16 protein-coding genes and 2 tRNA genes are annotated in these 23,510 nt (G+C 50.9%); 11 read left to right on the plus strand and 7 right to left on the minus strand.

The window, feature by feature from the left end:
- Positions 1-120 precede the first annotated feature (120 nt).
- The 7 genes from Q1Q75_RS04780 to Q1Q75_RS04815 all read left to right on the plus strand — a co-directional run bounded on the left by Q1Q75_RS04780 (position 121) and on the right by Q1Q75_RS04815 (position 5,447).
- A tRNA-Met gene (locus tag Q1Q75_RS04780) sits at positions 121-197 on the plus strand.
- A gap of 249 nt (positions 198-446) precedes the next feature.
- A complete protein-coding gene (locus Q1Q75_RS04785; RefSeq protein WP_300667966.1) occupies positions 447-929 on the plus strand; it encodes a hypothetical protein in 483 nt (160 codons plus the stop codon).
- 388 nt (positions 930-1,317) lie between these two features.
- Positions 1,318-1,701: a DnaJ family domain-containing protein gene (locus Q1Q75_RS04790; RefSeq protein ID WP_300667967.1), complete on the plus strand. Its 384-nt coding sequence runs from the start codon at positions 1,318-1,320 to the stop codon at positions 1,699-1,701.
- A gap of 34 nt (positions 1,702-1,735) precedes the next feature.
- Positions 1,736-2,671 (plus strand): D-alanine--D-alanine ligase, encoded by a 936-nt coding sequence (locus tag Q1Q75_RS04795; RefSeq protein WP_300667969.1) that lies wholly within the window; start codon positions 1,736-1,738, stop codon positions 2,669-2,671.
- Between the two features lie 95 nt (positions 2,672-2,766).
- Positions 2,767-4,548: a phosphoribosylamine--glycine ligase gene (gene purD / locus Q1Q75_RS04800; protein WP_366945157.1), complete on the plus strand. Its 1,782-nt coding sequence runs from the start codon at positions 2,767-2,769 to the stop codon at positions 4,546-4,548.
- Between the two features lie 125 nt (positions 4,549-4,673).
- Complete coding sequence (locus Q1Q75_RS04810; RefSeq protein WP_300667971.1) at positions 4,674-5,309, plus strand: L-threonylcarbamoyladenylate synthase; 636 nt, start codon at positions 4,674-4,676, stop codon at positions 5,307-5,309.
- A gap of 51 nt (positions 5,310-5,360) precedes the next feature.
- Positions 5,361-5,447 (plus strand) — tRNA-Leu (locus Q1Q75_RS04815).
- A 1,006-nt stretch (positions 5,448-6,453) separates the two neighbouring features.
- Here the strand turns inward: Q1Q75_RS04815 and Q1Q75_RS04820 are convergent.
- A complete protein-coding gene (locus Q1Q75_RS04820; protein ID WP_300667973.1) occupies positions 6,454-7,575 on the minus strand; it encodes a hypothetical protein in 1,122 nt (373 codons plus the stop codon).
- A gap of 15 nt (positions 7,576-7,590) precedes the next feature.
- Entirely contained in the window at positions 7,591-8,643 is a 1,053-nt protein-coding gene (locus Q1Q75_RS04825) for a CsgG/HfaB family protein (RefSeq protein ID WP_300667975.1), read from the minus strand.
- A gap of 1,547 nt (positions 8,644-10,190) precedes the next feature.
- Between Q1Q75_RS04825 and Q1Q75_RS04830 the strand changes: the two genes are divergently transcribed.
- Positions 10,191-11,237 carry a hypothetical protein gene (locus tag Q1Q75_RS04830; RefSeq protein WP_300667976.1) on the plus strand — a complete coding sequence of 349 codons (1,047 nt, stop codon included), beginning with the start codon at positions 10,191-10,193 and terminating at the stop codon, positions 11,235-11,237.
- Positions 11,238-12,293: 1,056 nt separating this feature from the next.
- Here the strand turns inward: Q1Q75_RS04830 and Q1Q75_RS04835 are convergent.
- Positions 12,294-12,944, minus strand: coding sequence for a LysE family translocator (locus Q1Q75_RS04835; protein ID WP_300667977.1), 651 nt, complete (start codon positions 12,942-12,944; stop codon positions 12,294-12,296).
- Positions 12,945-13,277: 333 nt separating this feature from the next.
- Here Q1Q75_RS04835 and Q1Q75_RS04840 point away from each other — a divergent pair, with 333 nt between their 5' ends.
- Positions 13,278-14,117: a pirin family protein gene (locus Q1Q75_RS04840; protein WP_300667979.1), complete on the plus strand. Its 840-nt coding sequence runs from the start codon at positions 13,278-13,280 to the stop codon at positions 14,115-14,117.
- 698 nt (positions 14,118-14,815) lie between these two features.
- Here the strand turns inward: Q1Q75_RS04840 and Q1Q75_RS04845 are convergent.
- The 4 genes from Q1Q75_RS04845 to Q1Q75_RS04860 form a co-directional block, all read right to left on the minus strand.
- Positions 14,816-16,117 carry an ATP-binding protein gene (locus tag Q1Q75_RS04845; protein ID WP_300667980.1) on the minus strand — a complete coding sequence of 434 codons (1,302 nt, stop codon included), beginning with the start codon at positions 16,115-16,117 and terminating at the stop codon, positions 14,816-14,818.
- 36 nt (positions 16,118-16,153) lie between these two features.
- Positions 16,154-16,882 (minus strand): response regulator, encoded by a 729-nt coding sequence (locus tag Q1Q75_RS04850; protein WP_300667982.1) that lies wholly within the window; start codon positions 16,880-16,882, stop codon positions 16,154-16,156.
- Positions 16,883-17,306: 424 nt separating this feature from the next.
- Positions 17,307-18,020: a phosphatase PAP2 family protein gene (locus Q1Q75_RS04855; RefSeq protein ID WP_300667984.1), complete on the minus strand. Its 714-nt coding sequence runs from the start codon at positions 18,018-18,020 to the stop codon at positions 17,307-17,309.
- Between the two features lie 2 nt (positions 18,021-18,022).
- Entirely contained in the window at positions 18,023-20,026 is a 2,004-nt protein-coding gene (locus Q1Q75_RS04860) for an LTA synthase family protein (RefSeq protein ID WP_300667986.1), read from the minus strand.
- Between the two features lie 436 nt (positions 20,027-20,462).
- On the opposite strand from Q1Q75_RS04860, the gene Q1Q75_RS04865 reads away from it, so the two are divergent.
- Both Q1Q75_RS04865 and Q1Q75_RS04870 read left to right on the plus strand, forming a co-directional pair.
- Complete coding sequence (locus Q1Q75_RS04865; protein ID WP_300667988.1) at positions 20,463-21,197, plus strand: alpha/beta hydrolase; 735 nt, start codon at positions 20,463-20,465, stop codon at positions 21,195-21,197.
- A 611-nt stretch (positions 21,198-21,808) separates the two neighbouring features.
- Positions 21,809-22,630 carry a HesA/MoeB/ThiF family protein gene (locus tag Q1Q75_RS04870; protein WP_300667990.1) on the plus strand — a complete coding sequence of 274 codons (822 nt, stop codon included), beginning with the start codon at positions 21,809-21,811 and terminating at the stop codon, positions 22,628-22,630.
- Positions 22,631-23,510 lie beyond the last annotated feature (880 nt).

Genomic DNA, 23,510 nt, shown 5'->3' on the forward strand with positions numbered 1-23,510 from the left:
TTTTTTTTCCACATTTTCTTGAAAAACCCCTTGACCATCTGCCTCAAAATAGATTAAAAGCTTTTTGTCTCAACGCGGAACGGACAACGACCGCAGCGAGCCGAACAAATGAAAAATTATGGCGATGTAGCTCAGTTGGTTAGAGCATGCGGCTCATATCCGCAGTGTCCGCGGTTCAATTCCGTGCATCGCTACCACACATATAGAAGCCGCTGGATTCTTTACAGAATACAGCGGCTTTTTGTGTTTTACTGCCTCTCCCCTCCATTTTACACAAACTGCAAAATCAACAATAAAGAGACACAAAGGGCCGTGCACCCGCCCACACCCGGACGGCCGACTGTCTTTTGCACGAATAAAGCTGAATACTTCTCTTTTAATTGTGATAATATTCAGGTTTTTATATAAGAAATCAACATGACATCAGCCATAACGGGAGTTCACCCATGGAAGATTACGAAGAGCATCTGGACCAGATAGAAGAGGACGCGTACGAACGGAAGTACGCCAAAAGAATGGTGGAAGCCTGCCTCACAGGAATCATCGACGAGCTTGCCAGGCACCATCGCATCACGCCCATCGAGGCACTCAAGAAGCACGCCGAGACCATCAAAAAAATTGCCCTGACAGTGCAACCCCTGACCAACGGAGACCTGTTGGCTAAAAAACGGGGCATCGACCTCTCTTACAGCATAGACGACCTCTCTTACCGGTTTCAGGACCAGGTCCCTCCCCGCGAAGCCAAGGAGTTAAAATGGATTGAAGAGACCCTTGCCAACCCGGAGTCAACGGATCTTCAGGTGGATGAGGCCTCTGCCGTGGAGCAGGCGATCGACGATGTGACCAAAATCGGAACCGAGACAGACTCGCCCGAACTGGATGAACTCTACGCCAGCGGCCAAGAGGCCGCCAAAGCGTCCATCCGCTAATGTCTCAAGGGAAAAATCTCGACTTCAGGCGAGGTTTTTTGCTTTCCCTGCGTCAGCCTTGACACCAGCTGTACCCTTTATCAGGGAAGAGCCCTTGGCAGGTGCCCCAGGCCTTACACGCTGACATCGTTCGACAATCCATGCCCGGGCAAAGAAAGCAAGGGTCTTCCCCCCTGAGGGAATAAATACGGTGCAGATGGGGCCTGGCGGGTGTAAACCCACTTCAGTTTATCCATGCAATATGATAGAGATGCGGGTATTAACGTTTAAACAGAACACATTTTTAACCATAGATGGCACGCGATTTGTGCATTATCTCATTATTGAACCGCCCTGCTCCGACGCTTCGGAGCGCAGCCCTCACTATTTTCAGGAATTCCGGAATACCATGAGCATCGGATTTGATCGCATCATTGAAGAGAAGATTCTCACCGCCCTCAAGGAAGGCAAGCTCGACAACCTTCCCGGCCACGGAAAACCCCTGGAGATTGAAGATGACAGCCGGGTCCCCGAAGACCTGCGTCTTGCCCACAAAATCCTCAAAAACGCCGGGTGCGTTCCACAGGAAATTGCAGAGCATGCAGAGATCCGGCGCACGGAAGACCTGCTCCGGGAGAGCGACGACCTCACCGGAACCTACCGCGCCATGAAACGCATCCGATTTCTCAAGACCAAACTCCTCCGTGATGGCCGCTCTTCCGCCATCTTCAACATTCCGGAAGCCTATCAAGAGGGCGTGCTCAACAGACTCGACAAGAAACAGAACGGTTAACGCGGCAATTTCGCCCCGTCAGGACATATACACCATGAAGAAGTTGAACCTTGCAGTAATCTACGGAGGCACCTCTCCCGAACGAGACGTTTCCCTGATAAGCGGGAAAGAGGCCGTGACCGCCTTGGACCCCGATCGATACACCCTGTTTGAATACGACCCGAAGACCGACCTGAACGCCCTGGTCAACGACGCCGAAAAACTCGATGTCGCCCTGATCCTTCTTCACGGATCCCCAGGCGAAGATGGCACCATCCAGGGCCTTCTCGACCTGCTTGAGATCCCCTACCAGGGGTCCGGCGTCCTGGGAAGTGCCATCGCCATGGACAAACATCTCTCCAAACAGCTCTACACCGACGCAGGCCTCCCCACCCCAGACGCCGTAAACGTCCGAAGAGGAGAGCTCTTTGACGCGGCAGCCACCGTGGCAAAGCTGGGGCTGCCTCTCTTTGTCAAACCCGCCTGCGGGGGCTCCAGCCTCGGCATGTTCCGGGTTTCCGAAGAAGAGAGCCTCGCCGCCGCGGTGACCCAAAGCCTGACCTACGACGAGAAGGTGGTAATCGAAGCCTTCATCGACGGCCCCGAGGTCACCTGCGCCGTCCTTGGAAACGAATCCCCCAAAGCCCTGCCCGTCATTGAGATCATCCCCGAGGGGAACCGTGCTTATTTTGATTACGAGGCCAAATACACCCCCGGTGCCACCACCGAGATCTGCCCGGCCCGCATCAGTGACGCCCTCACCACCCGGGTCATGGACCTGGCTGAAAGAGCACACCGGGCTCTGCACCTCAAAGGGTACAGCCGCACCGACATGATGATCAGGGGAGAAGAGGTCTTTCTCCTTGAGACCAACACCATTCCGGGCATGACCCGGACCAGCCTGCTGCCCCGCTCCGCCAAGGTGGCTGGCTACTCCTTTTCAGCCCTCCTGGACCGACTCATTGAGCTGGCCCTGGAGTCGAAACAATAAGCACCCTGGGACACACCAATCAGCCCTCAATCCAAAGGGCTTTCATAGAGAAGACGTGTCATTTATGTAAACCCGTGAAACAAAAGGATATGGACATGAAGGTACTGGTTGTAGGCAGCGGAGGCCGTGAGCACTCCCTGGTCTGGAAGATCACCCAAAGCGTCAAAGTGGATGAAGTATTTTGCGCACCGGGCAATGCAGGCATCGCCGATCTGGCCACCTGCGTAGACATTGCATCCGATGACATCCCCGCTCTCCTGGCCTTCGCCCAGGAAAACGCCATCGATTTTACCGTGGTCGGTCCCGAGGCCCCCCTTGCCGAAGGCATCGTGGACATCTTTGAAAAGAAAGGCTTAAGGGTCTTCGGCGCCTCCAAGAAGGCGGCCCAGCTTGAAGCCAGCAAAACCTTCTCCAAAAAGATCATGAACCGCTACGGGGTTCCCACCGCCACAGGACGAAGCTTCACGACGTATGACACGGCCGCTAAATACATGGCCGAATTCAATGGCAACGTGGTGGTCAAAGCCGACGGCCTGGCCGCAGGAAAAGGCGTCATTGTCTGCTCCACCCCCAAAGAGGCAGAGGCCGCTCTCAAAGAGATCATGAAAGACAAGGCCTTTGGCGATGCCGGCGCCCGCGTGGTCATCGAAGAGCGACTCGAAGGAGAAGAGGTCTCATTCCTCGCCCTCACCGATGGAAAGACCGTTCTCCCCCTGCCCACCTCCCAGGACCACAAACGCGCCTTTGACGGCGATCAGGGCCCCAACACCGGCGGGATGGGTGCCTACTCTCCGGCCCCGATCATCGATAAATACATGCACGACAAGATCATGAAAGAGGTGATGCTCCCCACCGTGGAAGGGATGGCCAAAGAGGGCATTCCGTTTAAAGGGGTGCTCTACGCAGGACTCATGATCGACCGGGATCGTATAAAAGTACTCGAATTCAACGCCCGCTTCGGCGACCCCGAGTGCCAGCCCCTGATGATGCGCGTCCAAAATGACATCATCGACCTCATGGAAGCCACGACCAACGGCACCCTGGACCAGCATACCATTGAGATCGATGACCGCGCCGCCGTCTGCGTGGTCATGGCCTCCGGCGGATATCCCGGCCGCTACCGCAAGGGCAACGTGATCAAAGGGCTTGAAGAGACCTCCACCATCAACGACCTGGAGGTCTTCCACGCCGGCACCGCCCTGAGAGGCAACAAGGTCGTCTCCTCAGGCGGCCGCGTCCTCGGCGTCACCGCCATGGGAAGCGACATCAAGCGTGCCATCAACAAAGCGTATAAAGCCGTCGACCAGATCTCCTGGACCAAAGCCTTTCATCGCAACGACATCGGCGGACGCGCCCTGGCCCACCTGACCACCAAGCCCCGCGTGGGCATCATCATGGGCAGCGACTCCGACTACGAAACCATGAAAGTCGCCACCGAAATTCTGCGTAAATTTGGCGTGCCTTACGAATTCACTGTGGCCTCGGCCCACCGCACCCCCTTTGTGGCGGCAGATTTCGCCATTAAGGCCCGTGAACGCGGACTGCAGGTGATCATCGCCGCAGCTGGCCATGCGGCTCACCTGGCCGGTGTCATGGCCGCTCACACCACCCTGCCGGTTATCGGGGTGCCTGTGGACTCTTCGGCCCTTTCCGGCATGGACGCCCTGCTCTCCACCGTTCAGATGCCTCCAGGCGTTCCTGTGGCCACCGTGGCCATCGGCAAGCCTGGTGCCAAAAACGCCGGCATCCTGGCCGTCCAGATCCTCTCCATCGCCGATTCCTCCCTGGCTGATCTTATGGCTGATTACAAAAAGGAACTGGCCGCCGAAGTGGATGCCAAAGCCGAAAAGCTGAAGATGAAGCTGAAGTTCGGGTAACGACTCAAACGCAAAGAAATAGCCACAGGCGGCACGGTGTGCCCCCTTTAAAGCAGGTTGTGGCTGTGATTTACCCCGGGAACCATAAGGGGTAAATCACAGCCCCCACCAGGAAGTACAAGCCTATGGGCACCCTATGCCCCGTTAAAACGAATGCCCCAAACCCTGATGTCTTGAGCAGAGCAGCAAACGTTCTTACCGCCGGCGGCTGCGTGGTCATCCCCACCTTCTGCCTTTATGGCATGGCGGCCAACGCCTTTGATGAAGCCGCCGTCAAGCGGATCTTTGCCATTAAAGAGCGCCCCCTGACCAACCCCATCCTCCTGCTCATCAAAGACCGAAAGGCCGTGGATGCCCTGGTCACCGAGATTCCTCCAATGGCCGACGCCCTGATGAACAGCCTCTGGCCCGGGAACCTGACCCTTATCTTCAACGCCCACCCCTCCATCCCGACCGACATCACCGCCGGAACCGGAAAAGTAGGCTTACGCGTCCCCTCCCATCCCGTGGCCCGAGCCCTCACACAAGCCGTCTCCTTTCCCATCACAGGAACCAGCGCCAATATTTCATGTGAAGGCGGTGTCTCAGACATCCAGAAGATGGATCCGCGCATTATAAACGGCGTAGATCTCGTCCTGGATGCCGGCCCCCTCCACGGCGGATCCGGCTCCACCGTGGTGGATGTCACCACCACGCCCTTTAAAATTTTAAGGGAAGGGTCCACCCCCGCAGCCTTTATTCACAACATTCTTCAAAAATGACGTCATTTTGATTGACAACCGAATCAAATTTACATAAAACGCTTCTCGTGTGCCGGAGTGGTGAAATTGGTAAACGCAGCGGACTCAAAATCCGCCGGGGGAGACCCCTTGTCGGTTCGATTCCGACCTCCGGTACCATTAAAAAAACAATACGATTCGCAGTATCTCAGGATGCTGCGGATTTTTGCGTTTCAGGGCGTGGGAGGGATTTCCTCCTTTTCGCCTGTTTTATAAGCAGAACACCTGAAAGCGATCCATGGATCATCATAACGCTCGCTTTTTATTCACTCGACGTCTTTAACCTTCCATCTCGCCCAGAAGTCTTCACCCTTTTTATCCGGCGTAAGCGGCCTCCAACCTCATCGGCTTCGATAACCGGTGCGGCGCTTCTGCTGTGCGCAAGCGCACCCTACCTCATGTTCCCCACACCGACAGTCACGCGTCACACTGTAAGGGGGTGATTGCACCCTTGTCCCCCTTGCCACCGGCACCTTTTTGAGATTTCACAGACGCTGAATAAGGACAAATTGAATTCCAGGATCCAGATTATAGGGGCGTGATCACATCCCAAGGGAAGACGCCCTCCCATCGGTATCACGTAAATGCCGCGACGGAGCACGGCGCGCCCAAAAATCACTGCCTTCGAGTCGTTGAAAAGCGTCAGCCCCATTTAAAAGCCCCCCCCCCCCCCCACAAGGATTTGACAACGAGGCAAGCGTACACCCTCTGGCACAAACAGTGCTCTGTCGCGGCTTTTTTGTCGGGGGCCACCCCAGCCTGAATGCCTACAGGAACGAAACGGGCGCACTCATCGGCTGCTTTATCAGAACTTTGAGGTAAGCCACTACACCTGCAGCCCTGACGCCTTGCAGATAAGCGCAGCCAACTCGTGAAATCTCCGGCATCCAAGATATGACATTTTCGGCGATAAAGGCAAAAATAGCATCAAAAACAAAAGGCCCGCTTGCTCTAAATAGCAGGCGGGCCTTTGTCGTTTGGTGCGTAACTTAAATGGGGTGGTCTGCAGGCTTAACTTAAACCCGGCGGTTTCGGCATAGCCCCCTGTGTCAGGGTTGTTGTCACCACCAGGTTACCGCCGATTTGCGAATGTTGTGTCTTATCTAAATGCAAACATTCACCCTAATCAAAATAATGGCCACGGATCTATGTTTTTTATTCTCTGTACGATTTCTTTAGCTGAAATAATACCTGCTTCCTCAAGCGCATTAAGATCGGATTGGTTTTGATTTAAATGAAAACCTTTATTGGAAACAGTTACAGAGGCCACAATTAAACCGGTTCTACAGTCTGTGACACATACTTTACCTGAGGCTTTATAGACATAATTGTTCAGCGTGTAACCAACTTGTACAGTATTGATATTGGCGCTAATTTTATAGTAGGGTTTTTTCGTTCCAATAGAAAAATTCTCTGAGTTCAATGTTGAAATAAAGTTGGATAAAAATGCATTTTCCTTTTTGCCGCTCCCGTTAATATGAGCAGTGATGCTAACTCTCGAAAGGATGTTTTTTACATCAGAGACTTGAGTCCTGGCATCAGTCTTAAGGGTTGTGCTGTTAATGTTTTTAGTTCCGATTCTTGTTGAAACAGCATCAATGTTTCGTAACAGAGAGCCGACCTTTTTGAAGTTAACAACAGCTAAATTATACTCTGATTTGCTTTTTGCCGCTTCACCATTTTTATAATAGCTATAAGCTAATGACAGCTTGTTTATTTTTTCCAGCTTTTTGCGTTCTATCTCTGAATCAGCACGCTTTTTGGAGAAGCTAAAAAGACAATATACGTCAAACTTTTCTATTGTTAAAACCTCGCTTTGGCGAACCTTTTTCACATAATATGTATCCTCCAGTTCTGCGCCAATAATGTTCGAAGAGCTATTAGATTTGAGATTTAATTCCGAAGAGCATCCTGAATTAGTAGTACGGCTACTAAATGAGGATGTTATAGAAACCCCTAAATAGTCAGCTATTTGAGAAAGTGCATCTTTTCGGGCAATCTCAGAACCTTTATTTAAACTGTCAGCATGTGATGCCAACCCTAAAAAATATAATTTGTCAGGATTATGAGGCAGGTTTAGGATCCAATTAGGGCTCTTCTCTGTAGAAGCAACCGTAAATATTTTCGCTTTTTTAGAAATACAAGATAAAATGCATATAACCAAAAGTATGCATACCAATTGTAACAATATTTTGAAGGAAAAGCCGAAGGCAAATAATACTTCCGACTTTTGCTTTGTTTTCAGCATATATAGTACTATCCCTTATAATTGCTCTTCAAGTTTACTTTTTTCTTTCTTCAGCAACTTAACATGTACTATTTGTGTGATGAATTTGCTTTCAGAATTCAAGCCCATATCTCTTAAATTTATGACAGAACTAATAGCATTTGCAGTTATTAGAGGCTTGTTTGGATAAATTTCGAAACCTTTTTCAAAACACATGATAGCCTCATCAAATTGTTCTGTATACTCCAAGGCTACCCCTAAATTCCAATATGTCTCTGAAATTTCTTTAGGTTTAAGTTCACTATTCATTTCAGAATCTTTACAGGCAGTTCTGAATATGTTTATAGCTCTGTCCATTTTTCCCAATCTGGCACAATTGATCCCTTTTTCTAATGCAGGAATTTCTTTAACTTTTATAAATTCTGCATCTATAGTTTCGTTCCATGGAGTAATGGCTTTGATAATATCACTGGCATTCTCGTTAACTGCTGATGCGAGCATAGCTTCTTTGTCTATCATTTCCGGCTTAGCGTTCGATTCACTTTTAAGAGCTATTCGAGATGCTTTTAATGATTTACTTCGTATCAGTTCTCCTGTTTGAACATCTATTACATCTATGCCGCCTGTTGTCGAATAAATGCCTTTTCTTGTATAAATAGTGGACTCATACGTATTCCCATGTTTATCTTTATAATATTTTTTTTCGGAAGATACATCTTCCCTGTACTTCCCATCTGTACGTCCAGTAATAAGTGCGGAAGCATTCATTAATTTCCCTAATTTAGCTCTCTTTTTAGGGTTCATTAAATCAGATTGAGAAAGCTTCAATTCTCTTAAGATAGTTTTCATTCTGTTGCGATCAACAACTTTAAATCGTCCACTTTCAACAAGCATATGCTTTAAATTATTAGCGAAATCATTACCTAAGTTACCGCTGATTTCAGCTATCGCAATTTGCTCATAGCCTTTCATATTGATTTCTGCAGGATGCGTAACAGTAATTGGAACCTTTACTGTTGAACATCCTGATAAAAGAATTAAAAAAATAAAAGATAAAGGCAGTAGATTCGGAATTTTCAGATTTTTCATTTTAGCCCCAACATAGTTGTTAAAAGTTGAAAAGTCACAATATTACAGAACAGTATTATTGCTTTTGAGCTGAGAGAGAAAAAGCTCTGTTTACTTAAAAAATGTTATAAAAAGCGCCGCTGATGATTTCTAACGACTTTAGAAATCAAGGTGAGCCTTGTAGTAACATTAACAATACTATAAATTACGATTAAATAATTACATTAATTGCATGGAAATATTCTCTTTGTCAACAGTTGAAATTTGCAAAAAGTATTATATGCATGCCTAACTATTCATAACAATATAGAGGTAGCTTTGTGTTCTCTTAGTTTATTTAATTCTAATATAATTACCGACAATAGATTATCTGATAAGAACATGAACTATCCTTAAATTCTGACGACCCCAAATATGATCCGGTTCAAAGAATTATAGTAATAATAGTCTACAAGCTTGACAGAATATTTCGGTTTACTACGGGCGATCAATACTTCTGGGGTTTCAGAAAGAATAGCATCGCCCTTCATAGCGTCATTGAAAAACTCGACACATCTAAGTTTAGTATGAAACCCCTCCCCTTCTCAATAAACTTAATAATCACATACCCGAGTGTCTCTCTCACATTTTTAAACCCCTGTTTTTCAGAGCAGTTCACCCAGCACAACGGTCGCCCCTCAAGACAGGGCTACCCCGATTTTAAGGCAGACAGACTTTTCAATGAACTATTCAACTGGGGATACATTAAAAGAGTGTTATGATGATGCAGACATAGGAAGAAGCCGGAAGGAAACTGAATTCTGAGGTGAAGGGCTGGCTGAAGGGGGAGGAAGACCTTAATACCCTTTCAAATTTTTATGCCAAAAGCTTGGGCCCAACGCAGGAGCCCCCTGCTTGACGGATGGCACAACTCTTTGTACAAAAACGGAGTGTTTCCAAGCAAAAGAAAAAACACAGTCAGGTTGCGGAGAGGCGCGCCCCTGCTAAGGGTGTATGGGGTAACGCCCATCGAGAGCTCGAATCTCTCTTTGTCCGCCATCGTTTGCTTTTAACGCCGTGCTTCCCCTTGCTGGGTAGACACGTTTTTTTTGCCCCACGTATTGCACCTGCTCGACTTCCGTTGCCTCAGGCCCTTTGCCAGCGGCCCAAAAGCCAATACGATCCGCAGAATCTCAGGGTGTTGTGGATTTTTGCGTTTTAGGGCGTGGGATGACTCTCATCCTTTTCGCCTTTTTTATAAACAAAAACCCTTCCATCCCGCCCAAAAGTCTTCTCCTTCTTTATACGTCCAACCTCATCGGCTTTGACAATCGCTGCCGCGCTTCTGCGGTGCGCAAGCACACCCTACCTCACATCCCCCACACCGGAGGTCACGCGTGAGCAGAAACCCGTCTCAAAAAATCAACGAGACATCAAGGAAAAGCACTATCTCTATTAATCCATGATAGATGGTTTGTTTCCCCAGCAAGAAATAGATTGACTGACAAACAAGGACTGATTATTTTGATCCTAATTTTTTACGTCAATCGGGATCAGCAATCTGCGTTTTTTTACTGATGGGGGAATGTATGAAAAAAGGTGTTGTCGTCTGTATTGCATTGGTTATGGCAGTTGTATTCTCCGGATGCGGCCCCAAGTCTCCTTCAGGTACAGTCATGCAAGGTGCCCAGGCCCTTCATCTGAACCCACCCCCGGATGGGTTTGACCGATTGGTCATCTGCCGACCATGGAAATTTACGAGTGGCGGTGTTTATTCTGCATTCCTTATCAATGACACCCCCGCCGTCGTCTTCAGAAGCGGATGTGCTTATTTCAATGTCAAATCAGGCAAGCACCTCATCAAGGTAAAAATAACCGATTATGACGGAAATGCGTGGGGACGGCATGGAAACGAGCTTATTGTAGACACCCAAAAAAAGCGTCAGACGATTGTTTTGTTTGATGCACCCAAAGGCAAGCTGAAGGAAGCGGATCCTGGGTTCCCACTTCATGCCATGACCGCTTATGAACCGAAGAACCCGCTGATTAGAACCGTTCATACAGCGGAAGTTCATCATACCGAGGTGGTTGAAAACAAAAAGCAAGAGATGGAAGAGCAGGCCGTGATTTTAAAGTATCAAGAAACCATTGCAGGCTACATCAATAAAAAAGACTACGCCGGCCTTAAAACGTACGTGAACCAAACCCCCGGTGCATCCCGCTACATCCCCGATTATAAGTTGCGCCTTCTCTTTATCGGCCCCGAAAAATTCCAGGTCGGTGATATCATCAACTATAAAAAGAAAAATATGAGTGACCTGCTTCTTGCTGCGAAAATCAGAAGCTCTAAGACACCGTACAGGCAGTTCAGCATGGAAGAGATTGTCATGCTTCAAGAGTACAACATCAGTGATACCCTGATTGCAGCGATGTTAGAGGTCACCACAGAGATAGAAAAAGAGATGGCACGCGATGAAAAGCAGCGGAAGTTTCTCGTATCCCAACGAGCCTTTGCGCAAAACGAGCAGCAAGCCTCTGCAACATCCTCTTCCAGCCCTGGAAAAACACTTGCCAGTGAACTCGGGCAGGAAGTAGGCAAACAGGTCATCAAAGGGATACTGGATAATATCTTTTAACAGTGAATATGAACAAAAAAGTCCCCACGGTATTAAGAACCATGGGGACTTTGAACTTATAGGTTTTGGAGATAGTCGTTTTACTTTTTTTAAATGGGGGCGGGCTTTTTTTGTTAACAGGCCTCCTGTTGTTGGCATATTCTCAGAGACAGGTGTTCCGCGACACTGCAAGCGTTTAATATTCCAATGAAATTTTTGAGGGTTGGGTTGCCGCTCGGGCCAAGCATACGTCGAATGCTCTTTTCGTCTTTTTGTAACTGGGCCGCAACGACTGGAAAGGCCTCTGTGGCATTAAGATAGTCTCTAATAAGACTTTTACCTGTGTCAGTTAAGTATACTTTTATAACCAACACACCCTCCTTTTAATTAGTGACATATATGTCACCAATAGCCGTTCAGGCTGTCAATAAAAATTGGTAACTATTCAGCTACCCATTTTTTCTTTATGCCCCGGTCTGACAGCACCTTACGCTTTTCGTCTTCCCCGCGCAGGCGGGGACCCATGGTAGTTGTGAGAAAGCGTATGCGTTGTGTCTTTTTATGGTGACCTGACCCGAGCATGGATCCCCGGTCATCCGGTTGATCCTGCGTTGCAGGGTGTTTCAGATTTCGATCAGGCCGTATGCAACGACTCCCCGGAGAGCCGGGGAAGACGATTCCATGGAGCATAGCGGCCTTTTTGATACGCACCTGTATCTGTCTTTGTGGGCCCGGCCGGTTTGACGGTACCCTGCGCTTTTCGTCTTCCCCGCGCAGGCGGGAATCCATGTATGAAAATCCGTATCGTCCTCATTTTTACAATGAAGTACCGGGTGGATGCGTAGGGTGCGCCGTGCGCACCGTCAGGCGTATCGTAAACCGGAAACACCGCATGTTGAACTAAGACTCGTGGTCATCGTTAACTTGCGAGGCCGATGGTCCTCTCTACGGTAGAAGGTGCGGGAGCCGCACCCTACGCGGTGATGAAAAAACGTGACGTATTGGCATTTGAATCTTTCTGTCATTTGCCTCGAACGACTTGGCGAAGGCAAGCTGAATAGTGGTCACAGATAATCATCAGCTATGGCTCAGTGCTGCAACCTTGCAACCAAAGCCAATCAAAACACCCCCAACCACTTTTTCGATGATTTTCTTCGAATTTTGGAAGCGTTGCAACAAGATGGGGTGGCTTAGAAAAATCGCAACGCTGCTGAACCACACAAGATGAGAAAGGGAGATGATCAGCCCATAAATAAGTTGCATCCATAGGGGCGTTTCCGGGTTTACGACCTGGGTGAAAATACTCAAGAAAAAAATGGTTGTCTTGGGATTTAAAGCATTTGTCATAAAACCGACTTTAAAAGCAGCCCCGTTAGATAATTCATGACCCGCAGATGGCTCATCTATGTCGATCAGTTCTTTTGATGTAAACGTCTTCCAACCTATGTAGATTAAATAGGCTGCGCCAACGTACTTGAGGATTGAAAACAAAACGATGGATCGTGAAATGATGAGCGCCAATCCGGCAATAGAATACGTCACATGAATCCAGATGGCACACCCAACCCCCAGGGCCGAGAAAAGACCTGCGGAACGACTGAAGAAAATACTGTTTCTTGTTACCATGACAAAATCCGCTCCAGGGCTGATGGCCATAAACAGAGCGATGACACTGACAGACATCAATTCCGGTAAATATGGCAGAGCTTGAATTAATTCCATATTCATACTTTCTCCCTTTGTACACATGGATGGGCAGGTATCTATCCAGACATGGACAGAATACATGAAAGCAATCCATGGACCACCCTAACACTCGCGCTTGATTCACTGGACCTCTTTACCATCCCTTCCTTGCCATTGCATCACGCAAAAGCCGCCCCCCTTTCCACCTCGTCCTTTTATTCCCCTTTTCGTGGGGATTGGCTATACTGACGACATTCCCCTTTTCCGCGGCCCCGCTCATCCCGTCTCACGGGCGACACGCCTGTTCGCCCCCCTTCACGCCACACGCACAAAAAAAGAAAAAACACCCACAGACCTTTTTACTGGAGGAGAACCATGCAACGCATCGTAGACACTCTGATTAAAGGCAATACCGTCACCGAAGGCGCAGGTGTCCTTCTTCACCGAGTCTTTGGATTTCATGAAGCACCGGCCTTTGATCCCTTTCTGCTTTTGGATGATTTCCGGTCCGACACGCCGGAGGATTACTTGAAAGGGTTCCCCTGGCATCCCCACCGGGGCATCGAGACGATCACGTATGTTCTTAAAGGGGATGTGGAGCACGGCGACAGCCTGGGCAACAACGGGGTAATTTCAGATGGGGAGGTGCAATGGATGACGGCGGGGTCCGGGATCATCCATCAGGAGATGCCCAAGGGGGACAAAAACGGGGCCATGCACGGATTTCAGCTTTGGACCAACCTGCCTGCCTCCTACAAGATGATGCCGCCAAGGTATCAGGAGTTCACTGCGTCCGGGATTCCAGAGGTCCAGACACCCGATGGCTGCCGCATAAAAATCATTGCTGGAACGATCAATGGGATCACCGGCCCGGTCACCGACGTTGTCATTGCCCCCGTTTACATCGACTGTACCCTTCCCCCAACGGCCCATTTTCACCACCCCTCCCCGGACAATCACACGGCCCTTGTCTATGGCATTGGGGGCAAGGGACGCATTGGAGACGCTGTCATTGAAAACGGACAGCTCGCCCACCTCTCACAAGGGACGGAGATCACTGTAGAAGCCACGGAAATACCCTTTCGTTTTCTGCTTGTCATGGGAAAGCCCATCGGTGAGCCCATCGCCTGGAAAGGTCCCATCGTCATGAACACCCAGGAGGAGCTGGACTTGGCTTTTATTGAGTATCAAAGCGGAAAGTTTGTGAAAATATGAGGGGATGGCTAAAGGCTAAAGGCTAAAGGCTAAAGGCTAAAGGCTAAAGGCTAAAGGCTAAAGGCTAAAGGCTAAAGGCTAAAGGCTAAAGGCTAAAGGCTAAAGGCTAAAGGCTAAAGGCTAAAGGGAACAAACGACGGGAGCACTTCTGTGTCAAGGGATTTCATGGATTTCCATGAAGATCAACCATTTAAAACAACTCTCGTCAAAAGCAAGACTCATGCGCTTATGACGCACGATCGGTCTACGCGTTCAGCTTCGCTTTGAAAAACTGATTTCGCCGCCTTAGCCCGGATATATCACGAGTTGGGTGTGCTCATATGCAAGGCATCAGAGCTGAAGATGTAGTGGTTTACCTCAAAGCTATGATAACGCGGCAGATGAGTGCACCCGGCTCGCCCGAAGGGTGAGAAAATCAGACAGAATACCGTGGATTACATTTTGCAGTTTTGAAACGACTGAAAATATGACTGCGAAGACCTGTCATTACGAATTATTCCTTAGTCCTGATTGTTTTCTCATGAAATATCCGGGTTAGCGTGCAGCCCCTCGTTCTATGAACTGAATCTGACAAACAGGCCTTGAATTTTGTTCATGAAAATCTTCGCAAAGGCCCTCTCCCCGAGGAATCCGCCTTTGCAAAAGCCTCCGGCGCGACAAGCAAGGGAAGAGGACCTTCGTAACCTGGGACCAGGGGCTCAACCCCTGCCCGCCGGAGACACGTTTTTAGGCCAGGTGAGGGCAAAACGGGCACCGCCCAGGGGCGAATCATCCACGGTAACCGTCCCCTTGTGGGCGATGGCGATCCGCTTCACGATGGATAGGCCCAGGCCATACCCCCCGGACTTTCGGTTTCGGCTGTCATCTAAGCGGGCAAAGGGTTCAAAGATTCGGACACGGTGGGCTTCGGGGATGCCCGTGCCGTCATCATCGACATAAAGGATCATGTTGTTCTCCCGGCAGACCAGGGAGACACAGACCCTTGAGGTGGCATGACACAAGGCGTTTCGAATCAGGTTCCTCACCGCCCAAGACATATACTGAGGATCAAACCAGGATTCGAAGGTTTCTTCCGGTGTCGTCAGCTCCAGCCGAGCCCCCTCATCCTGGCCTTCACAGGAGACAAGGTAGCGAAGCCAGGCCACCACCTCATGGGCATCGGGTTCCACCTGGCCAGGCTCCCGATCGAATCGGGCATAGGTGAGCATCTCATCCACCAGGCCTTCAATCTCCCCGACATCGCGCTCAATCCCCTGAAAATAGCGTTCCTGATCATCTTTCGTCTTTCCGGTTTTCACCATCTCCATGCCGAAGCGAATTCGGGACAGGGGGGTTCTCAGTTCATGGGAGACCGCGTTGGTCAGCTCTTTGTGGGAGGCGATCAATTTTTCAATACGATCCGCCATGGCGTTAAAGGTGCCTTTAAGGTCCCCAATACCCGAGAATCCGGAAACGCTGGCCCGAATGGTGAGGTTGCCCTTCCCAAAACTCCGTGCGGCCTCCTCCATCCGCAGGAGGTCCCGCCAGAGAAAAAAAGACCAGGCAAACACAGGGATGGCCAGCACCACAAAGACCAGAATCACCATGAGGAACTCGATGACCGCAATATTCTTAATCTCCGGCAAAGGCCCCAGGGACAGGCTGTAGGCGGTGCCTGGAATTTTCTGCAGCAGCACCACCACCTCATCACTGATTGGAACGATGAAGCCATCGAGGTATTGCCCTCGATACACCTCCGGCAGGTCCAAGGTGCTGTTCCTCACCACCTTGATGGGGTAATCAAACGAGTGGTTGATCCCCTCCAGATAACCGCTCCAGGAGCTCTCCGGTATGGATTGGAGGTCCTCAATAATCAAGGTAAAAATCCCCCGAAACTCAGACCGCTCCTCTTCAAACTCGACCCCCATCATCAGATGATCCACCAGGGGGACCACCCCAAGGGCGATAAACAGCACAAAACACGCAATCAGCACATAAATAGTAAAAAAAATACGTTTCACGGGCGGAGGCCTCCTCCACACAGACAGATTTCTTGATCAGCCACGGTTCGGTCCCCCCCAGGCATCGGCAACAAAAAGATACCCGCTCCCCCACACCGTCTTGATCCGCTCCGGTTTTTCGGGGTTCTCCTCCAGTTTCCTGCGAAGCCGAGAGATGCAGATGTCGATGGAACGGTCAAACCCGTCGTATTCCCGTCCCTTCACTTCATGGCTCAACGCATCCCGGCTGAGAACCTCACCGCTTTGGGAGGCCAGCACCCAGAGGGTATCGAACTCAGTCGTGGAGAGATTGACCTCTTTTTCATGAAACGTCACCGAACGTGTGGCAAAATTAATATCAAGGGCCCCGAACCGAAGGTCCCGCGTCGACGCATGACCTTCCGAGTTCGAAACGGAAACATCCGTGCGCCGCAGAAGGGCCCGAATCCGAGCCAGCAGGACCCTGGGTTCCACCGGCTTCTTCACATAATCATCAGCCCCCATCTCAAGTCCCGCCACCTGATCCATGTCGTCTTCCCGAGCGGTGAGCATTAAAATAGGGCCGGGATAATGGGGCCTCACCTCGCGGCAGACGGACAGGCCATCCAAGCCGGGCAGCATCAGGTCCAGAATCACCAAGTCCGGCCGAGACTCTATAATCACGGAGACCGCCTCGTCCCCGGCACTCACCACCTCAACACCAAATCCGTTCTGTATCAGATAGTCACGTATCAACCCGGCCAGGGGAAGATCATCCTCCACCAGCAAAATTTCTTTTGTTTTCATCCTGTATCTCTCCCATGCACCTTGAAATGCAAGCGTGGATCTTAGCCCGGATATTTCACGAGTTGGGTGCACTCATATGCAAGGCATCAGAGCTGAAGATGTAGTGGTTTACCTCAAGGCTCTGATAACGCAGCAGATGAGTGCACCCGGCTCGCCCGAAGGGTTAGAAAATCAAACAGAATACCGTGGATTACATTTTGCATTTTTGAAACGGCTGAAAATATTACTGCAAAGAACTGTAATTAGGAATTATTCCGTTGTCCTGATTGTTTTCTCATGAAATATCCGGGTTAGCATCATCGTCTGTTCCTTTTCATATCACAGAGCCAGAGAAAACACAGGGCAACGAACCGACAATGACCTTGGAGGGTCATGTAAAATCGGCCATGGGTCCCCGCCTTTGGAGGGAAGAAGAAGCGCGCGTTTAAGGTGTCGCCCCTGTGTCAGGGGCCGGGTGAACCCTCCGTGCCACCTCAACAAGGCATAAACTCATCATCCAGGCGATGATCATGGTCACCAGGGTGTGACTCAGGAAATGGGCCCCTTTCATCATCTGATAGCCCCCCATGGCCCACCCCAGTCCCAGGCCGACACCCAGGCCGGCGAGTTTGTACGATCTCTTCCGAAACACATGGGCCAGCACAAGAAGGGAAAAACCCCCGGATGCATGCCCGGCGGGATAACAACGCCCTGAATTGCACCGTGCACAGGTTTCGGGATACGCGTCGAAGAGTTTTATATAAGGCTTGTCCCCGCCGTAGCGCTCAATCTGAGACGGACAGTACATGTGGGTGACCGCCTTCAGCCCGGCAATCGTGCCGGGAATAAACATCAGAGAGAGGATCACCATCAGGTACCGCTGCCGTGCGAGTTGCTCCCCGGCCCCGTCTCTGTTCCGGGTCACCAGGGAGCGCCCATACTGCCAGAGAAGGCTCACCCCAAAGGCGATAAGCGCCCCTTTTATGCCGGTATAAAAAAGAAATTTCAGGACGGGCGCGTTCCGATCCACCAGCCATCGTCCGGTTTCAAAATGAAACAGATGATCCTGGACCGAAAGGTCCAGGTCAGTCAGTTCAAATAAGGCCGTGAGGGCCACCAGGACCAATGCCCAAAAAGCCAACTGTTTGGTGCGTCCCATCCCTAATCCTCGTTAATACGACGCATAAGGCCCTGTTTATAAAGCCAGGAGGCCGACTGATAAAAGGCGATGGTATCGGTCAAAGCCTCCGGCTCAATCTCCACCTTTACCTGATCCTTGGTCACCCGGTCATAGAGAAATGATTCCTCGTTCCCACCGGGACTAAGCACGGTCAACCGGTCCCCTTTCAGGTACCCCAGCTTCTGATAGGTCCCCACAAAGGCGCGCTCCTCTTCGGGCTTCATGGTCAAAATATTCCGGCCCAGGAACTTGCTCTCATAATTCCAGTTCAGAAGCGCCAGAAGGGTGGGTGCCACATCGATCTGAGAGCTGAGCTTGCTGATGCGCTCCGGGTGGATCTGTTTGGGGCTGTAGATGATCAAAGGGATTTCATATTTTTTCACGGGCAGGCTGGTGCGACCGGCGCTGCTTCCGCAATGATCCGCCACAAACACGAAGAGGGTATCGTCAAACCAGGGCCTCTTTCGGGCGGATTTCATGAACTCGCCAATGGCATGATCGGTGTATTTCACGCCCCCGTTCCGACCCGTCTTGGGAGGAATATCGATCTGCCCATCCGGATAGGTGTACGGGCGGTGGTTGGAGGTGGTAAAGGCAAAGTTCATAAACGGCTTTCCCGCGGCAAAGGAGGCATCGGCCTCTTTCAGGGTCCGGGAAAAAAGATCTCCGTCGCACACCCCCCAGACATTGGCAAAAGTTTTCTCTTCTGCCGCCATATCCGTTCGGTCCACCACCGAGAACCCGTTATGTGCGTAGTAGTCGTTCATGTTATCGAAATAGCCGTACCCCCCGTAGACCCACTTGGTGTCATAGCCCCGATCCTTAAAGAGATACCCCAGGGAGAACATTTCCTCATTACCGGGGCGTTTCACAATGCTGCGTCCCGCAGTGGGAACCGTGGAGAGGGTCACGGCCTCAAGACCTCTCACCGACCGGGTACCGGTGGCATAAAGGTTATCAAAAAAGAGCCCCTCACCGGCCATCTTATCCAGGTTGGGTGTCAGCCCCGCCCTGTTGCCGAAGATCCCCATGTACTGAGCGCTCATGCTCTCGATGGTCACGATCATCACATTCAGGCGTTTTTCATCACCCGGGTTGACGATTTTGCGGGTAATATCCGTGGGATCCTCGCTTAAAAAAGTGGCGTCATCTGACGTAACCAGGTCACGCAATCGCCCAAACATCTCGATCGTGTCCCGCTGCTCGTAAAAGGTGGCATAATCCAGGTCGTTGTTCCGAAAAGCGGCAAACAGCTCATACAACCCGTTTTTAGCCAGCTCATTATTAAAGGTATTCTCCGAAACCCGCACCATGGAGCTGTTCACACCGAAAAAGAAGACCACGGGGAACATCAAAAACATAAATCCCGAAATGGCCCGAGCCTTGAGTCGACAAGGAATCTCCAGAGCAAGTTTAAAACTCGGCATTCGAATGGATAAGAAAAACAAAAGGGCTGTCGGCAGCAGGAGAAAGGCCAGAAGAGGATAGACCGGATAAGACTCCATGATATTTCCGATCACCTCGGTGGTATACACAAGATAATCGACCGCGATAAAGTTAAACCGCTTGCCGAACTCATCCCAGAAAAGCCACTCGGCCACCACCCCGTAACAGAGGATATAAATACCGATAAATAAAAAACTGTACACCAACGGCCTGTGAAAACGGTGCCGAAAGATGCGATCCGGCACCAGGGTGAAGTAAAGGACCGCCGGGATAATAAAATACAATGCCGTCACCGTGTCATAAAAGAGGCCCATACCATAAATGGCGCCGATCTGCACCAGCCCCAGGTCCACCTGGGAGATGGATTGAATCATGAGAAGGGTCCGGGTGACGGCATTCACCCCGAGAAAGGTGAGAACAAAAAGACCGATGATGGAGAACCGACCGGTGAACAGAGAAGCAAACACGACGCGAAACCATCGGAGAGGAAAAGGAGAAAGGCGGGAAGGCTGAGGCAAAGCCAGAGATTGGTCTGTCATAATAATACCCAAATAAAAAGAGTCAGGATGATTCATCTCAGCGCGAACCTCGACACCAAAGAGCCCCTGCCGCCTTCAATACGTCAGGCGTCACATACGTGTGAGCGCCTGAGCAGGGGAACGCTCTCTGGATCGGAAAGTCTGTCCGAACCATTCGGACTCATTCGCTGCCTGAGTAAGATGCCGGATCGTCTTGAAACTGTCTGTTGGGTAAGTGTAACGGTCTGTTGCAAGCGGCTTGAAGCGGAAGAGAACAAAAGACAAAAACCCGACGGGATGACGTATCGTGACAGGGGGTTCTCTATTTGTCGCAAAATGTACACAGGGACCACGCCCCCTTGAATTCGTCAGGTTGACACGATACATTCACAAAAAGTCACTCTCTTCCAACCCGAATCGCCCCCTTGTTCAAAGGGTTTTAAGAAAGGCGCATATCATGACGCAGAAAAAACTCGACATCCCCGTTTCCGGCCTTCACCTCAGCGCTGTGCTTCACCTGCCAGAGACGCCAAACCCGCCGGTAATTGTCGGCTCCCACGGCCTTCTCTCCACCAAAGAGTCCGGAAAACAGCTTACCCTGGCCAAGCGCTGCAACGCCCTGGGCATCGCCTACCTGAGACTTGATCACCGGGGCTGCGGAGAGAGCCAAGGCCATTTTCTCGACACCACCCTGACCACCCGGGTGGAAGACCTTCTGGCCGCCGCAGGAGTTCTAAAAGGATTCGGGCTCACAAAAAACGGTCTCGCCCTCTTCGGCAGCAGCATGGGCGGCGCCACCTGCCTCGCCGCCTGGAATCCCCTCCTGGCCGAAGGGTTCCCCTTAAAAGCCATGGTAAGCCTCGCCGCTCCCGTGGCTGGCATAGGCATGACCGAGGCGGCCATCGCCGCCCAGGAAGAGCTCCATGATGTGCCCCTCTCCTACTACCAAAAGAACATGGGCTTTGATCTCACCGAGGAGCTCTCCGATATCCACCACATCCTCGTGGTCCACGGAGACAACGATGAGATCGTCCCCATTCACAACGCCCACAACATCATGGAGCTGGCCCAAGGCCCCAAAGAGCTCATCGTCAACGAAGGCGGCGACCACCGCATGAGCGACCCCGCCCACCAGGCCCGCTTCTTCACCCGCGCCACAGCCTGGCTGCAAAGGGCACTCCTGGGGGAATAAAATAGCCTTCTCTGGTTAAAGTATGGGGCAAAAACGTGCCTCCGGCGGCAAGGTGGCGCCACCTTGAAAGCGGGTTGGCGAATGCTATGCGGCTGAGGGTACCCGAGGCACCTTGCGTCCGCATTCGCGTGACGGCTGAGGGGTGGACACGGTTGTCGCAAGGGCATGGGCTGCCGGTGTTTCCGTGTCAATTCATGGGTTGCCATTCACCGGAATAACTCCGGCGGCAAGGTGAGCCACCTTGAAAGCGGGTTGGCGAATGCTATGCAGCTGAGGGTACCCGAGGCACCTTGCGTCCGCATTCGCGTGACGGCTGAGGGGTGGCCACGGTTGTCGCAAGGGCATGGGCTGCCAGTGTTTCCGTGTGAATTCATGGGTTGCCATTCACCGGAATAACTTCGGTGGTAAGGTGTACCGACGTCTCTCGTTCCCAGGCTCCGCCTGGGAATGCTTCACGGAGGCTCTGCCTCCAAGCTTGAAACCCCGCAGCCTGTGAATTTAACCCCTGCGCTACGGGGTTTCATACCGGCAAGGCTCCGCCTTGCACCCGACACTGCAAGCTACAGTCACCTTTGACCCAAACGGTCACAGCAAGAAGAAAAGAGAAAAAAATGAAAAAATCGATTCAACAGGCGATGCGGCCCAACGCAAAGGGGCATCCCATGCTCTCCGAAGTGGATGCGGAAAGGATTTCCATTAAGGAGGGGAAACAATTAGGGGAGATTTACAAGGCCACCCTGGCCCTGGAGACCTGGCCGGAGCGGTACGTGAGAAACGCCGGGAGTTTTTCATGCGCTGAGCAGAGAGCGCTTCTGGGGAAAAAGGTGTGCGTGGCGGGATGCGGAGGACTGGGAGGATACATTGCCCAGCTTCTTGCCCGGATGGGGGTGGGCCATCTTCTCCTGTTTGACCCCGATACGTATGAGGCGAGCAATCTTAACCGACAGGTGTTCGCCTCAAGCAAAACCCTCGGCAGGGCCAAAGCCGAAACAACGATGCAGGCGATCCAAGTCATCAACACCTCCACCTCGGTCATGGCCTACAAACTGGACGTCACCGGAAAAGAAGCCCAAACCCATCTGGCGGGAGTGGACCTCATCGCCGACGGCCTGGACACCCTCCAGGATCGGGCCAGGCTTTCCAACCTGTCTCGCGAGCTGGGGGTTCCCATGGTACACGCCGCGCTCTCGGGTTTTGAAGCCCGGGTGATGGTGCTCTGGCCCGACGGCCCCTCCTTCGGGGAACTGTTCGGAGCCGAGGCCGAAACCACCGCCGAAGAGACCCTGGGTACACCGGCGGTCACCCCGGCCGTAGCTGCAGGGCTTCAGTGCACCCAGATTGTGCGCGTCCTGACCGGCAGACTCCGGTTCGGAAACTCGGTGATGGTTCATATGGACCTTGCCGAGATGAGCACGGAATCCTACTTTTTCTAAAAGCACCCCCCGGCGGCAAGGGAGCCACCTTAACCCCCTGTTGCCGCAAAGCTTTCACCCTCACGTATCGCACCGTAGCCCGTCGAGGTTGTTGAGTCATGATGAGCGTTCTAACCCGGATATTTCATGAGAAAACAATCATGGCTAAGAAATAATTCGTAATTACAGTTCTTTGCTGTAATATTTTCAGTCGTTCCAAAAATGCAAAATGTAATCCACGGTATTCTGTTTGATTTTCTCACCCTTCGGGCGAGCCGGGTTAAGGCGAAGGCGGATTCCTCGCGTCTAAGCACACCAGCATTTTCATGAAATTCGTGTATTTATTTTTTTACCTACGCCATAGTAGATTGTTTTTACACTATATAATAGCCAACCTCAATAGGTTACACCAATCCCAAGTATCACCATCAACCTGTTTTTCATAGGAATTTAAATTTACTTAATATAAGTATAACTGTTTTTACAGTTATTAGTTTATTTCTTGCATGAATACGTATTCCCCTGAATAAAAAGAGGAGATGTTGATTTGAGTGGAGTGGTAAAAAATATATCAAGTTGTTTGCCCCGTAGTGAACGTGTGCCGAGAGAGAAATCCCGAGCTGTTGCTTGTTTTTTGCTCTTGCTATTTTTTTTTGCAGCCGTAAATGTTCCCGCTGTGATGGGGGACGATGATGATGACCTTGTCATGAGTGATCTGCTTGTTATTGAGGGGATGCCCCTCAAAATCAAAGCGGGGGCACAGGGCCTCATGGGGGTTTGGGTGTCGATGGTTCCCCCTGAGGACTGGAAAGAGGGTAATAACTCTGACAGTCCCTCCGATGCGTCTACGGGTCAATATTGGGTAGAACAATATTACGGTGGGTACTATTGGGGGTCTGCG

This window comes from Desulfoluna sp., assembly GCF_030145185.1.
In the GTDB taxonomy this organism is placed as follows: Bacteria; Desulfobacterota; Desulfobacteria; order Desulfobacterales; family Desulfolunaceae; genus Desulfoluna.

Bases quoted from the DNA above. Each gene is read 5' to 3' on its own strand.
- Q1Q75_RS04865 (WP_300667988.1), top strand. From the start codon at position 20,463: ATGACGCAGAAAAAACTCGACATCCCCGTTTCCGGCCTTCACCTCAGC.
- Q1Q75_RS04835 (WP_300667977.1), bottom strand. From the start codon at position 12,944: ATGAATATGGAATTAATTCAAGCTCTGCCATATTTACCGGAATTGATG.
- Q1Q75_RS04790 (WP_300667967.1), top strand. From the start codon at position 1,318: ATGAGCATCGGATTTGATCGCATCATTGAAGAGAAGATTCTCACCGCC.
- Q1Q75_RS04810 (WP_300667971.1), top strand. From the start codon at position 4,674: ATGGGCACCCTATGCCCCGTTAAAACGAATGCCCCAAACCCTGATGTC.
- Q1Q75_RS04825 (WP_300667975.1), bottom strand. From the start codon at position 8,643: ATGAAAAATCTGAAAATTCCGAATCTACTGCCTTTATCTTTTATTTTT.
- Q1Q75_RS04850 (WP_300667982.1), bottom strand. From the start codon at position 16,882: ATGAAAACAAAAGAAATTTTGCTGGTGGAGGATGATCTTCCCCTGGCC.
- Q1Q75_RS04785 (WP_300667966.1), top strand. From the start codon at position 447: ATGGAAGATTACGAAGAGCATCTGGACCAGATAGAAGAGGACGCGTAC.
- Q1Q75_RS04870 (WP_300667990.1), top strand. From the start codon at position 21,809: ATGAAAAAATCGATTCAACAGGCGATGCGGCCCAACGCAAAGGGGCAT.
- Q1Q75_RS04855 (WP_300667984.1), bottom strand. From the start codon at position 18,020: ATGGGACGCACCAAACAGTTGGCTTTTTGGGCATTGGTCCTGGTGGCC.
- Q1Q75_RS04840 (WP_300667979.1), top strand. From the start codon at position 13,278: ATGCAACGCATCGTAGACACTCTGATTAAAGGCAATACCGTCACCGAA.
- Q1Q75_RS04830 (WP_300667976.1), top strand. From the start codon at position 10,191: ATGAAAAAAGGTGTTGTCGTCTGTATTGCATTGGTTATGGCAGTTGTA.
- Q1Q75_RS04860 (WP_300667986.1), bottom strand. From the start codon at position 20,026: ATGACAGACCAATCTCTGGCTTTGCCTCAGCCTTCCCGCCTTTCTCCT.
- Q1Q75_RS04820 (WP_300667973.1), bottom strand. From the start codon at position 7,575: ATGCTGAAAACAAAGCAAAAGTCGGAAGTATTATTTGCCTTCGGCTTT.
- Q1Q75_RS04795 (WP_300667969.1), top strand. From the start codon at position 1,736: ATGAAGAAGTTGAACCTTGCAGTAATCTACGGAGGCACCTCTCCCGAA.
- purD (WP_366945157.1), top strand. From the start codon at position 2,767: ATGAAGGTACTGGTTGTAGGCAGCGGAGGCCGTGAGCACTCCCTGGTC.